This is a genomic window from Streptomyces sp. NPDC006208, assembly GCF_040613775.1.
Lineage (GTDB): Bacteria > Actinomycetota > Actinomycetes > Streptomycetales > Streptomycetaceae > Streptomyces.
This window is the reverse complement of sequence record NZ_JBEXSW010000012.1, coordinates 1-13270: the sequence shown is the minus strand read 5'-3', so window position 1 is coordinate 13270 and position 13270 is coordinate 1. Positions and strand designations below refer to the sequence as shown.

General features: G+C 66.1%; 4 protein-coding genes, 1 tRNA gene and 2 rRNA genes. 2 read left to right on the top strand and 5 right to left on the bottom strand.

From position 1 onward, the window contains the following. Positions 1-25: 25 nt before the first annotated feature. On the bottom strand, positions 26-706 hold the full coding sequence (locus ABZ208_RS11845; RefSeq protein WP_328395725.1) for a response regulator: 681 nt from the start codon (positions 704-706) through the stop codon (positions 26-28). 274 nt (positions 707-980) lie between these two features. After that, positions 981-6461 carry a HAMP domain-containing protein gene (locus tag ABZ208_RS11840; RefSeq protein WP_356909339.1) on the bottom strand — a complete coding sequence of 1827 codons (5481 nt, stop codon included), beginning with the start codon at positions 6459-6461 and terminating at the stop codon, positions 981-983. Positions 6462-6729: 268 nt separating this feature from the next. Between ABZ208_RS11840 and ABZ208_RS11835 the strand changes: the two genes are divergently transcribed. Then, on the top strand, positions 6730-9384 hold the full coding sequence (locus tag ABZ208_RS11835) for a SpoIIE family protein phosphatase (RefSeq protein ID WP_356909338.1): 2655 nt from the start codon (positions 6730-6732) through the stop codon (positions 9382-9384). A gap of 49 nt (positions 9385-9433) precedes the next feature. Here ABZ208_RS11835 and ABZ208_RS11830 read toward each other — a convergent pair. After that, positions 9434-9506: transfer RNA gene (locus ABZ208_RS11830), tRNA-Thr, on the bottom strand. 117 nt (positions 9507-9623) lie between these two features. On the opposite strand from ABZ208_RS11830, the gene ABZ208_RS11825 reads away from it, so the two are divergent. Next, positions 9624-10532, top strand: coding sequence for a PHB depolymerase family esterase (locus tag ABZ208_RS11825; RefSeq protein WP_356909337.1), 909 nt, complete (start codon positions 9624-9626; stop codon positions 10530-10532). Between the two features lie 53 nt (positions 10533-10585). Here the strand turns inward: ABZ208_RS11825 and rrf are convergent. Beyond that, positions 10586-10702: ribosomal RNA gene (gene rrf, locus ABZ208_RS11820) — 5S ribosomal RNA — on the bottom strand. Between the two features lie 95 nt (positions 10703-10797). Next, positions 10798-13270: ribosomal RNA gene (locus tag ABZ208_RS11815) — 23S ribosomal RNA — on the bottom strand; the annotation flags it as partial.

Genomic DNA, 13270 nt, shown 5'->3' with positions numbered 1-13270 from the left:
AGGGCGGTCGGGCACCGGACCTCGGTCAGCTTTGCGAGGGGAGCGTCGGCGCGCCGCCGCCGGTGCCGGGCTCCAGCGCGTCCAGTGCACGGCGCAGTCCGGTGAGCTTGCGCTCGAGATGGGCGGCCGTGGCCACGGCCGCCGCGTCCGCCGAGTCGTCGTCCAGCTGCTTGGAGAGCGCTTCGGCCTGCTCCTCAACTGCCGCGAGCCGGGCGGAGAGTTCGGCGAGGAGTCCGGCGGGCTCCCTTGCCTCGCCCCCGCCTGCCTGGCCGCCCTCCAGCTGGAGGCGCAGCAGCGCCGCCTGCTCACGCAGCTGGCAGTTCTTCATGTACAGCTCGACGAAGACGGAGACCTTGGCGCGCAGCACCCAGGGGTCGAACGGCTTGGAGATGTAGTCGACGGCCCCTGCCGCGTAGCCCCGGAAGGTGTGGTGCGGGCCGTGGTTGATGGCGGTGAGGAAGATGATCGGGATGTCGCGGGTCCGCTCCCGCCGCTTGATGTGCGCGGCGGTCTCGAAGCCGTCCATTCCTGGCATCTGGACGTCCAGCAGGATGACCGCGAAGTCGTCCGTCAGCAGCGCCTTGAGCGCTTCCTCCCCTGACGATGCCCGCACCAGTGTCTGATCGAGCGCAGAGAGAATGGCCTCCAGCGCGAGCAGATTCTCCGGCCGGTCATCGACCAGGAGGATCTTGGCTTTCTGCACCATGCCCCGTCCTCCTCGCCCCGGCTTGGGGTCTCCCCAGCTCAGAGAGCTGGGGGACGCACCGGGCGCCGCCCCAGGGGACGACTCCCTTGCGTCGCCCGTCCTTGTGCCGGTCATGGTAGCCGCACCCCGCCCGTCGCCACACCCTGTCACCGTGATGTCACTGTGCACGTACCAAAAACGCCGCAGGAGTCGAGAAGGTTCCCCGAATGCAAGCCCCTCACACACCTTCGGGCACAGTCAGTCAGCAATTGCCAAGGAATTGAACGCCGACCGGTCACTCCTCGCTCATCCACTGCTCCATCACCGCGAGCAGGTGGTCAGGATCAACCGGTTTGGTGACGTAGTCGGAAGCGCCCGACTCGATGGCCTTCTCGCGATCGCCCTTCATCGCCTTCGCCGTGAGCGCGATGATCGGCAGGCCCGCGAACTGAGGCATCCTGCGGATCGCCGTCGTGGTCGCGTACCCGTCCATCTCGGGCATCATGATGTCCATCAGTACGACTGTCACATCGTCATGCTGCTCCAGGACTTCGATCCCCTCGCGGCCGTTCTCCGCGTACAGCACCGACAGCCCGTGCTGTTCCAGCACGCTGGTGAGTGCGAAGACGTTGCGGATGTCGTCGTCGACGATCAGCACCTTCTCGCCGTCGAAGGCGAACACCCGCCGCTGCTCCGGCATCTCCTCGTCGGCGAGGGCCTCGGCCCATGTGTCCTGGGACGGCCCGGTCTGCCCGCCCGGCCGGCCGGGCAGCGGACTGTGCTGCCCCACGGCCCCCAGCGCCTTGCGCCTGCGCCGGAACAGGGCTGCGGGTCCCGAGTGGCCCGAGGGCGCAGAGGAGACCGACTGCAGCGGCAGCGCGCCGTGCTCGGCCACGTCCCCGCCGTCATGTCCGTCCGTGGCCCCGGGAGCGAGCTGCGGATAGCCCTGCGGCGGCAGTTCACTCGGCTGCAGCGGCAGGTACAGCGTGAACGTCGAACCGCGGCCCGGCTCGCTCGCCGCATGGATCTCGCCGCCCAGCAGCCGGGCGATCTCCCGGCTGATCGACAGCCCGAGCCCCGTACCGCCGTACTTCCGGCTGGTCGTTCCGTCGGCCTGCTTGAACGCTTCGAAGATCACCCGCATCTTGCCCGCCGCGATCCCGATGCCGGTGTCGGTCACCGAGAAGGCGATCAGATCCCCATCGGCGTCCCGCAGCGACCCGGCCTCCAGCAGCTGCTCGCGGATCGACTGCGGCACATCGGCGCCCGCCGGCCGGATCACCAGCTCGACAGCGCCGCTGTCGGTGAACTTGACCGCGTTGGACAGCAGGTTGCGCAGCACCTGCAACAGCCGCTGCTCGTCGGTGTGCAGGGTCGCCGGCAGCTCCGGCGAGACCCGCACCGAGAAGTCGAGCCCCTTCTCCGCCGTGAGGGGCCGGAAGGTCGCCTCCACGTAGTCGACGAGCTGCACCAGCGCGATACGGGTCGGGCTGACGTCCATCTTGCCCGCCTCGACCTTCGACAGATCGAGGATGTCGTTGATCAGCTGCAGCAGGTCGGATCCGGCGCCGTGGATCGTCTCGGCGAACTCCACCTGCTTGGGCGAGAGATTGCCCGCCGCGTTGTCCGCGAGCAGTTTGGCGAGGATGAGCAGCGAGTTCAGCGGCGTACGCAGCTCGTGCGACATGTTCGCGAGGAACTCCGACTTGTAGCGCATGGAGACCGCGAGCTGTTCGGCCCGCTCCTCCAGCACCTGCCGGGCCTCCTCGATCTCGGTGTTCTTCACCTCGATGTCGCGGTTCTGCTGCGCGAGCAGCTCCGCCTTCTCCTCCAGCTCGGCATTGGAGGCCTGCAGCGCCTTCTGCCGGTTCTCCAGCTCCGCCGAGCGCTCACGCAGCTGCTCGGTCAGCTCCTGCGACTGCTTGAGCAGCACCTCGGTCTTGGTGTTGACGCTGATGGTGTTGACGCTTGTGGCGATCATCTCGGCGATCTGGTTCAGGAAGTCCCGCTGGATGTGCGTGAACGGCTGGAACGACGCCAGCTCGATCACACCGAGGACCTTCCCTTCGAACAGGACCGGCAGCACGATCACGTACGCCGGCGAGGCCTCGCCGAGCCCCGAGGAGATCTTGAGATAGCCCGGCGGCACGCTGACCTGGATGGTCCGCTTCTCCTCTGCGGCCGTACCGATCAGCGTCTCCCCCGGCCGGAACGACGTGGGCATCAGACCGGCGGAGTACCCGTAACTGCCGCGCATGCACAGCTCGTACGAGGCCTCGGCCGAGCCCGACACGTCCGCGCCGTTCCCCGTCGGCATGGCCAGGAAGAACGCGCCGTGCTGCGCCGAGACGACAGGGGTCAGCTCGCTCATGATCAGCGAGGCGACGTCGTCGAGATCGCGCCGCCCCTGCATCAGACCGGAGATACGCGCCAGGTTGCCCTTGAGCCAGTCCTGCTCCTCGTTGGCCAGGGTCGTGTCGCGCAGGTTCGCGATCATCGTGTTGATGTTGTCCTGCAGCACCTGGATCTCGCCCGCGGCGTCCACATCGATCTTGAGGTTGAGGTCGCCCCGGGTAACCGCCGTGGCGACGGCCGCGATCGCGCGCACCTGACGGGTCAGGTTCCCGGCCATCTCGTTCACGGACTCGGTGAGGTCGCGCCAGGTGCCGTCGACGTCGCGTACCCGCGCCTGGCCTCCCAGCTGGCCGTCGGTGCCCACCTCGCGGGCCACCCGGGTGACCTCCTCGGCGAACGACGACAGCTGGTCGACCATCGTGTTGATGGTGGTCTTCAGCTCCAGGATCTCGCCGCGCGCATCGATGTCGATCTTCCTGGTGAGATCGCCCTTGGCGATGGCGGTGGTGACCGTCGCGATCTGACGCACCTGGCCCGTCAGATTCGACGCCATCGAGTTCACGGACTCGGTGAGGTCCTTCCAGGTGCCGGAGACACCCGGCACATGCGCCTGGCCGCCCAGCTCGCCCTCGGTGCCCACCTCGCGGGCCACCCGGGTCACCTCGTCGGCGAACGACGACAGCGTCGTCACCATCGTGTTGACGGTCTCCGCCAGTTCGGCGACCTCGCCCCGTGCTTCGACCGTCACCTTCTTGGTCAGATCGCCGTTGGCGACCGCCGCCGAGACGCGGGCGATGTTGCGCACCTGGTTGGTGAGGTTGTTGGCCATCAGGTTGACGTTGTCGCTGAGGTCCTTCCAGATGCCGGTGACACCGCGCACCCGCGCCTGGCCGCCCAGTACGCCTTCCGTACCCACCTCGCGGGCGACCCTGGTCACCTCGTCCGCGAAGTCCAGCAGCTGGTCCACCATCGTGTTGACGGTCGTCACCAGTTCGAGGATCTCGCCCTTGGCATCGACGGTGATCTTCTTCGACAGGTCGCCCTTGGCCACCGCCGTCGTCACCTCGGCGATGTTGCGCACCTGGGACGTCAGGTTGTTCGCCATGAAGTTGACGGACTGGGTGAGGTCCTTCCAGGTGCCGGACACACCCTGGACCTCGGCCTGGCCGCCGAGGATGCCCTCGGTGCCCACCTCGCGGGCCACCCGGGTCACCTGCTCGGCGAAGTTCGAGAGCTGGTCCACCATCGTGTTGAGGGTGTTCTTCAGCTCCAGGATCTCGCCGCGCGCGTCCACGTCGATCTTCTGCGACAGATCACCACGGGCCACCGCGGTCGCGACCTGCGCGATGTTGCGGACCTGGCCGGTGAGGTTCTCGGCCATGCCGTTCACGGAGTCGGTCAGATCGCGCCACACACCGGCCACGCCCGGCACCTGGGCCTGGCCGCCGAGACGGCCCTCCGTGCCCACGTCCCGCGCCACCCGGGTCACCTGCTCGGCGAAGGCCGAGAGCTGGTCGACCATCGTGTTGATGGTGTTCTTCAGCTCCAGGATCTCGCCGCGCGCGTCCACGTCGATCTTCTGCGACAGATCACCACGGGCCACCGCCGTGGTCACCTGGGCGATCTGACGGACCTGCGAGGTCAGGTTCCCCGCCATGAAGTTGACGGAGTCCGTCAGTTCCTTCCATGTGCCGCTGACGCCGTCCACGCGCGCCTGGCCGCCGAGACGGCCCTCCGTGCCCACGTCCCGCGCCATCCGCGTGACCTGATCGGCGAACGAGGAGAGCTGCGACACCATCGTGTTGACGGTGTTCTTCAGCTCGAGCATCTCGCCCGCGACATCGACCGTGACCTTCTGCGACAGGTCTCCGTTGGCGACCGCCGTCGTCACCTGCGCGATGTCCCGCACCTGGCCGGTGAGGTTGCGGAACGCGGTGTTGACCGAGTCGGTGAGGTCCTTCCACGTACCCGCCGCACCCGGCACCTCCGCCTGACCGCCGAGACGGCCTTCGACGCCGACCTCGCGCGCCACCCGCGTCACTTCGGAACCGAAGGACTGAAGCTGGTCCACCATCGTGTTGACGGTGTTCTTCAGCTCGAGCATCTCGCCGGCGACATCGACCGTGACCTTCTGCGACAGGTCACCGTTGGCGACCGCCGTCGTCACCTGCGCGATGTCCCGCACCTGGGTGGTCAGGTTCCGGAAGACCGTGTTCACCGAATCGGTGAGGTCCTTCCACGTACCCGCCGCACCCGGCACCTGCGCCTGGCCGCCGAGCAGGCCCTCCGCGCCGACCTCGCTGGCCACGCGGGTGACCTCGTCGGCGAACGTGCGCAGTGTCTCGGTCATCTGGTTGATGGTCTCGGCGAGCTGGGCCACCTCGCCGCGCGCGCTCACGGTGACCTTCTGCGACAGATCGCCGTTTGCCACGGCCGTGGTCACCTCGGCGATGCCACGCACCTGGGAGGTCAGGTTGCCGGCCATCGTGTTCACCGAATCGGTGAGGTCCTTCCACACACCGGCCACACCCGGCACGGTCGCCTGACCGCCGAGCTCGCCCTCCGTGCCCACCTCGCGTGCCACACGGGTGACCTCGGAGGAGAACGAGGACAGCTGGTCCACCATCGTGTTGACGGTGTTCTTCAGCTGAAGCATCTCGCCGGCCACATGGACGGTGACCTTCCGCGACAGGTCGCCCTTGGCCACCGCCGTCGTCACCAGTGCGATGTCGCGCACCTGCGCGGTCAGCCGGTACGCCATGGTGTTGACCGAATCCGTGAGGTCCTTCCACGAACCGGACATACCGCGCACCTGGGCCTGGCCGCCGAGCTTGCCTTCGGTGCCGACCTCCAGTGCGACCCGCGTCACTTCGTCGGTGAACGCCGACAGCTGGTCGACCAGGTTGTTGACCGTGCGGGCGACCTTGAGGAACTCACCGCGCAGCGGGCGCACCGACGTGTCCGCGCCGTCGTCCTCGTGGGAACGCAGCTCCATGCGCTGTTCCAGGTCACCCTCGGCGACCGCCGAGAGCACCCTCCCGACCTCGGACACCGGCCGCGCCAGATCGTCCACCAGCGCGTTCGAGGCATCGATGGCGGCCGCCCAGGAGCCCTCGCAGGCCCCCGTCTCCAGCCGCTCGGTCAGCTTCCCCTCGCGTCCGACCATCCTGCGTACACGCGCGAGCTCGCCCGTGAGATGCAGGTTCCGGTCGGCGACCTCGTTGAAAACGGCCGCAATTTCGGCCATCACCCCGTCGCCCGAGACGGTCAGACGACGGCGGAAGTTGCCGTCCCGCATCGACATCAGGGCCGCCCGCAGCCGGTTCAGCGCCGCCGTATCCACCTCGGTTGTCCCATTGCTCCGGGAACGTCCGCCTTTCGGGCGCGTGTTATTGCCACGCGCTGCCACGCCAGACTCCACCGTGTCCCTCCCGCAGGGGTTGACCGTACTGCCCGGGCTGTCTCCGGAAGCCTGCCCAGTGTTTCACCATGGCCGAACCAGGCCATAACAGTTCGGCAGCTTCGCATAGCGTCCCCGCCCAAGGTGGGCGGAAACAGTGACGTCCGGCATCCGCTCGGACAGCGAAGGTAAGTAACCTGGCATCCGGCTGTCCAACCGCCCCGGTCCGCCCGGCGGGGGCAGTGTGGCGCACGTACCAACACCGGGCACCGGGAGGGTCAGGCCGATCATGGCAGAGCCGGGCGTCGAGACGCGTACTAGGAGTTCTGTGATCACCGCGCGGGCGGCGGCATGTTTCGAGCCGGTCGGACGGTCGGTCGCGTCCGCGCGGGCGTTCGTCCGGGACACCCTTCAGGGGTGGGGGTACGCCGATGTCGTCGACGACGCGGTGGTACTCACCAGCGAGCTCGTCACCAACGCGGTCATCCACGCAGGCACCGCGGCCGACGTCCTGTGTCTGCGCACCGAGGACGGCGTACGGGTCGAGGTCGCCGACCGTTACCCCGAGCGCGAGATCCCCATCCAGGGCGGCGGCCGCACCTTCGTCAGCCCCGACCAGGAGAACGGCCGGGGACTGCTGCTGTGCGCGGCACTCGCCTCCCGCTGGGGCGTCGAGTACGCCCCCACCTACAAGCAGGTGTGGTTCCAACTCGACCTGCCGCAGCGCCCGGTGGGTACCCGCTCCGCCGGCCCGGTGCTGCCCACCGCCCTGCTTCCGGTCACCGACGAGCGGGTGCGCGTGGCCGTCACGCAGATCGACCGCACCGGCACCATCTCCGTATGGAACGAGGACGCCGAGCACCTCTTCGGCTACGCGGCCGATCAGGTCATCGGCAAACCGCTCACCGACTTCGCCGCCTGGCCGCACACGCCCGGCATCGGCACCGGTATCGCCGAAGCCCTCCGGCTCTCCCGCTGGGAGGGCAGCTACGGCATCCGCGGCATCGACGGCCGGGTACTGCCCGTCTACGCATCACACCTTCGGGTACGCGACACGAACGGCGAACCGTCCACAGTCTGTCTGCTGGTACGCGACGACGAGCGTGCCGTGCTGCAGACTCCGCAGCGGGCACCCGTCACGGAAACCGGTTCCGAAGGCGGCAGCGCGGACCCGTTCGAGGTCTTCATCGGCTCTCCCGCCCCGGACGACCTCGACGGCCTGCTGCAACGCACGGTCGAGCGCGCTCGCGACATGCTCGACGGCGACGCAGCCTTCCTGCTGCTCGCCACCGACGACGAGACCGAGCTGGAGGTCCGGGCCACGACCGGCCTGCCCTCGGCACGCCAGCGCTTCGCCCGCGTCCCGGTGGAGGCAGGAACCGGCCGTTACGGCTCCGCCAGGATGCCCGCGGTGCACGAGGACCTGACGGCCGTGCCTGGTGCCGTTCCACTGCTCAACTCCACCGGCATGCGCTCGGTCGTCACCGTCCCGCTCAAGGTCGAGGGCCGGCTCACCGGCTCACTCGGCGTCGCCGCCGAAACGGCGGGCCGGTACTCCAACGAGGAGGCTCTGCGCCTCCAGTTCGCCGCCGACCGCATCGCGCTGGCGGTCGAATCGGCCCGCCTCGGCGAGCTGGAGCGGCTGCGCCGCGGCTCGCTCTCCTTTCTTGTCGAGGCATCGGACCTGCTCGCCGGCACACTCGACCGGGACCAGACCCTGGCGCTGATGGCCCAGATGACCGTCCCCACGCTCGCCACCTGGTGCGCCGTCTACACGATCGCCGACCAGGCCTCGGAGCCGTACCTCAGCTTTGTGCTCCACGAGGACGAGGAGCGTATCGACGGTCTCAAGGCACTACTGGCCAGGATCGATCCTCCGGACCCTGTCCCGACACCGGGGGCACGGGTGTGGACGGCGCCCGGTGAAGCCGCCCAGCGTGCCGCCCTGCTCGCGTCCAAGCGCGAACTGGGCCTCGGTGCGTCCCCGCCGGTCTCCTCCGGAATCGGCGTCACGCTCGCCACAGCCGCGGCGGTCGGCGGCGAGACGGTCGTCCTCCCCCTGGTCGCCCGTAACCGCGTCATCGGCATGCTGACGCTCGGCAAGCCCTCGGACGACCACTTCCGCCAGGAGATCCTGGAACTGGCCGAGGACCTGTCCCGCCGGGCCGCCCTCGCTCTCGACAACGCCCGCCTGTACTCGGAGCGCATGGCGATCAGTCAGTCCCTGCAGCGCAGCCTGCTGCCGCCGGAGCTCCCCCAGATCCCCGGCGTCGAGGTCGAGGTCATCTACCGGGCGGCCGGCGAAGGCAACGAGGTCGGCGGCGACTTCTACGACCTCTTCCCGATCCGCGACGGCGCGTACGGCTTCGCCATCGGCGACGTCTGCGGTACGGGCCCGGAGGCCGCAGCCGTCACGGGCCTGGCCCGGCACGCTCTGCGGCTGCTCGCCCGCGAGGGGTTCGGCGGCCCGGCCGTCCTGGAGCGGCTCAACGCGGCCATCCTCGACGAGGGTGCGCGCAGCCGCTTCCTCACGCTTCTGTACGGCGAGTTGTGGCCCCAGGCGGACGGCAGCGCGATGCTCAAGGTCGTGTGCGCCGGCCATCCGCTCCCGCTGCGTCTGCGCCAGGACGGCACTGTGGTGCCTGCTGCGGAGCCGCAGCCGCTGCTCGGTGTCATGGACGACCTGGAGCTCTACGAGCAGACGGTCACCCTCGACCCTGGCGACGTCCTGCTGTGCGTCACGGACGGCGTCACCGAACGCCGCGAGGGCACCCGCATGTTGGGCGACGACGGTCTCGCCGACGTCCTGACGACGTGTACGGGCCTGACGGCCGGAGCGGTCGCCGCACGCGTTCTCCGCGCGGTCGAGCGATTCGCGGCTGAGCCGGCTTCGGACGACATGGCCATCCTGGCGATGCGCGTCCCGGAGCCCCACAGGAACTGAACAAGAAGGAGGCCCCCCGCCGATCGGCGGGGGGCCTCCTTCTTCAATGAGCCCCCAAACGGAATCGAACCGTTGACCTTCTCCTTACCATGGAGACGCTCTACCGACTGAGCTATAGGGGCCTGTTGCACTCCGGCGGTCTTCCGCGCGGCAACGCAACAGATCATACCCCGAACTCAGGTGTTCTCCGAACCATCCATTCCTCTGGACCGCCCGTGGCCTGCTGCCACCATGCGCTCATGCGGATACGCCCCTTGTGGATCGCCGCCGTGGCCGTGCTGTTGCCTCTGGCCGGCTGCGGTTCTGACGCCGGCGCCGGAAAGAAGAAGTCCAAGAAGCCCCCGGCGACGCAGAACACACCGAAGGAGACGCCCCGCCCGGGAGACCAGACCGTCGCCATGACCTGGCAGGGCAAGCCACGCGTCTACACCGTGCACGCACCGCCCGGTTACACGGCGGCACAACGCGTGCCACTGGTCATCGCCATGCACCCGTACCCGGCCGACGGCGCGTATGCCGCGCGGCTGACCGGTTTCAACGCGAAGGCGGACAAGGAAGGTTTCCTCGTTGCCTATCCCGACGGACTCGACAAGGCGTACAACGCCCTGGTGTGCTGCGGTGCCGAGGACGATGTCGGCTTCATCGGCGCGATGACCGAACGTCTTGTCGGCATCTGGAAGGCCGACCCCCGGCGCATCTACGCGACCGGCATCTCGAACGGTGGCGACATGTCCTTCAAGCTTGCGGTCGAGCTGCCGGACACCTTTGCCGCGATCGCACCGGTCAGCAGCGGCTACATCGGCCTGGACGCGGCGAAGCCGACGTACATGCCGAAGACCCCGGTCTCTGTCGCGACTTTCATCGGCGGAGGCGACCAGCACTACGACGAGTTCGAACTGGGCATCACGTCCTGGTCCGAACGGCTGAGTTGCACGGCAGGCCGACCGGAGAAGGTGCAGAGCAAGAACGTCACCCGTACATCGGCGCAGTGCCGCGACGCCTCCGACTTCATTACCTACCGCCTCCCCGACATGGGCCACAGCTGGCCGGGCAGCACGGACGCGACGATGGGCGCGTCGGAGGCCGGCATCGACGCCACGGACCTGATCTGGGAGTTCTTCGCCGCCCATCCGAAGATATCGCCCTGAACGCAAAAATGCCTCAACCCCCGGACAAGGTCCGGGGGTTGAGGCCAATGATTGTTCGGCGGCGTCCTACTCTCCCACAGGGTCCCCCCTGCAGTACCATCGGCGCTGAAAGGCTTAGCTTCCGGGTTCGGAATGTAACCGGGCGTTTCCCTAACGCTATGACCACCGAAACTCTATGAAGATGTGGAACTCCAGCCGACCGACCCCCGAACAGGGGTCTGGCGAGTTCGTTACTTCAGAACTGACACAGTGGACGCGAGCAACTGAGGACAAGCCCTCGGCCTATTAGTACCGGTCAACTCCACCCATTACTGGGCTTCCATATCCGGCCTATCAACCCAGTCGTCTACTGGGAGCCTTACCCTCTCAAGGAGGTGGGAGTCCTCATCTCGAAGCAGGCTTCCCGCTTAGATGCTTTCAGCGGTTATCCTTTCCGAACGTAGCCAACCAGCCATGCCCTTGGCAGGACAACTGGCACACCAGAGGTTCGTCCGTCCCGGTCCTCTCGTACTAGGGACAGCCCTTCTCAAGACTCCTACGCGCACAGCGGATAGGGACCGAACTGTCTCACGACGTTCTAAACCCAGCTCGCGTACCGCTTTAATGGGCGAACAGCCCAACCCTTGGGACCGACTCCAGCCCCAGGATGCGACGAGCCGACATCGAGGTGCCAAACCATCCCGTCGATATGGACTCTTGGGGAAGATCAGCCTGTTATCCCCGGGGTACCTTTTATCCGTTGAGCGACGGCGCTTCCACAAGCCACCGCCGGATCACTAGTCCCGACTTTCGTCCCTGCTCGACCCGTCGGTCTCACAGTCAAGCTCCCTTGTGCACTTACACTCAACACCTGATTGCCAACCAGGCTGAGGGAACCTTTGGGCGCCTCCGTTACCCTTTGGGAGGCAACCGCCCCAGTTAAACTACCCATCAGACACTGTCCCTGATCCGGATCACGGACCCAGGTTAGACATCCAGCACGACCAGAGTGGTATTTCAACGGCGACTCCACCTGAACTGGCGTCCAGGTTTCAAAGTCTCCCACCTATCCTACACAAGCCGAACCGAACACCAATATCAAACTGTAGTAAAGGTCCCGGGGTCTTTCCGTCCTGCTGCGCGAAACGAGCATCTTTACTCGTAGTGCAATTTCACCGGGCCTATGGTTGAGACAGTCGAGAAGTCGTTACGCCATTCGTGCAGGTCGGAACTTACCCGACAAGGAATTTCGCTACCTTAGGATGGTTATAGTTACCACCGCCGTTTACTGGCGCTTAAGTTCTCAGCTTCGCCCCACCGAAATGGAGCTAACCGGTCCCCTTAACGTTCCAGCACCGGGCAGGCGTCAGTCCGTATACATCGCCTTACGGCTTCGCACGGACCTGTGTTTTTAGTAAACAGTCGCTTCTCGCTGGTCTCTGCGGCCACCCCCAGCTCAGAGTGCAAGACTCATCACCGGTGATGGCCCCCCTTCTCCCGAAGTTACGGGGGCATTTTGCCGAGTTCCTTAACCATAGTTCACCCGAACGCCTCGGTATTCTCTACCTGACCACCTGAGTCGGTTTAGGGTACGGGCCGCCATGAAACTCGCTAGAGGCTTTTCTCGACAGCATAGGATCATCCACTTCACCACAATCGGCTCGGCATCAGGTCTCAGGCTCATGTTGTGCGGATTTGCCTACACAACGCCCTACACCCTTACCCCGGGACAACCACCGCCCGGGCTGGACTACCTTCCTGCGTCACCCCATCGCTTACCTACTACAGATCTGGGCCGGCGGCTCCACCACTCCCCCTCACTCCGAAGAGATCAGGGGCGGCTTCACGGCCTTAGCATCGTCTGATTCGATATTGGGCGTTTCAAAGCGGGTACCGGAATATCAACCGGTTGTCCATCGACTACGCCTGTCGGCCTCGCCTTAGGTCCCGACTTACCCTGGGCAGATCAGCTTGACCCAGGAACCCTTAGTCAATCGGCGCACACGTTTCTCACGTGTGTATCGCTACTCATGCCTGCATTCTCACTCGTGAACCGTCCACAACTCGCTTCCGCGGCTGCTTCACCCGGCACACGACGCTCCCCTACCCATCACAGTCCCCGTTGGGGGTACATACTGCAATGACACGACTTCGGCGGTACGCTTGAGCCCCGCTACATTGTCGGCGCGGAATCACTTGACCAGTGAGCTATTACGCACTCTTTCAAGGGTGGCTGCTTCTAAGCCAACCTCCTGGTTGTCTCTGCGACTCCACATCCTTTCCCACTTAGCGTACGCTTAGGGGCCTTAGTCGATGCTCTGGGCTGTTTCCCTCTCGACCATGGAGCTTATCCCCCACAGTCTCACTGCCGCGCTCTCACTTACCGGCATTCGGAGTTTGGCTAAGGTCAGTAACCCGGTAGGGCCCATCGCCTATCCAGTGCTCTACCTCCGGCAAGAAACACACGACGCTGCACCTAAATGCATTTCGGGGAGAACCAGCTATCACGGAGTTTGATTGGCCTTTCACCCCTAACCACAGGTCATCCCCCAGGTTTTCAACCCTGGTGGGTTCGGTCCTCCACGAAGTCTTACCTCCGCTTCAACCTGCCCATGGCTAGATCACTCCGCTTCGGGTCTTGAGCGCGCTACTGAATCGCCCTGTTCGGACTCGCTTTCGCTACGGCTTCCCCACACGGGTTAACCTCGCAACACACCGCAAACTCGCAGGCTCATTCTTCAAAAGGCACGCAGTCACGA

What these genes read in the sequence shown, in the direction of transcription:
- ABZ208_RS11845 (WP_328395725.1), bottom strand. Translation starts at nt 706, where the DNA reads ATGGTGCAGAAAGCCAAGATCCTCCTGGTCGATGACCGGCCGGAGAAT.
- ABZ208_RS11835 (WP_356909338.1), top strand. Translation starts at nt 6,730, where the DNA reads ATGGCAGAGCCGGGCGTCGAGACGCGTACTAGGAGTTCTGTGATCACC.
- ABZ208_RS11825 (WP_356909337.1), top strand. Translation starts at nt 9,624, where the DNA reads ATGCGGATACGCCCCTTGTGGATCGCCGCCGTGGCCGTGCTGTTGCCT.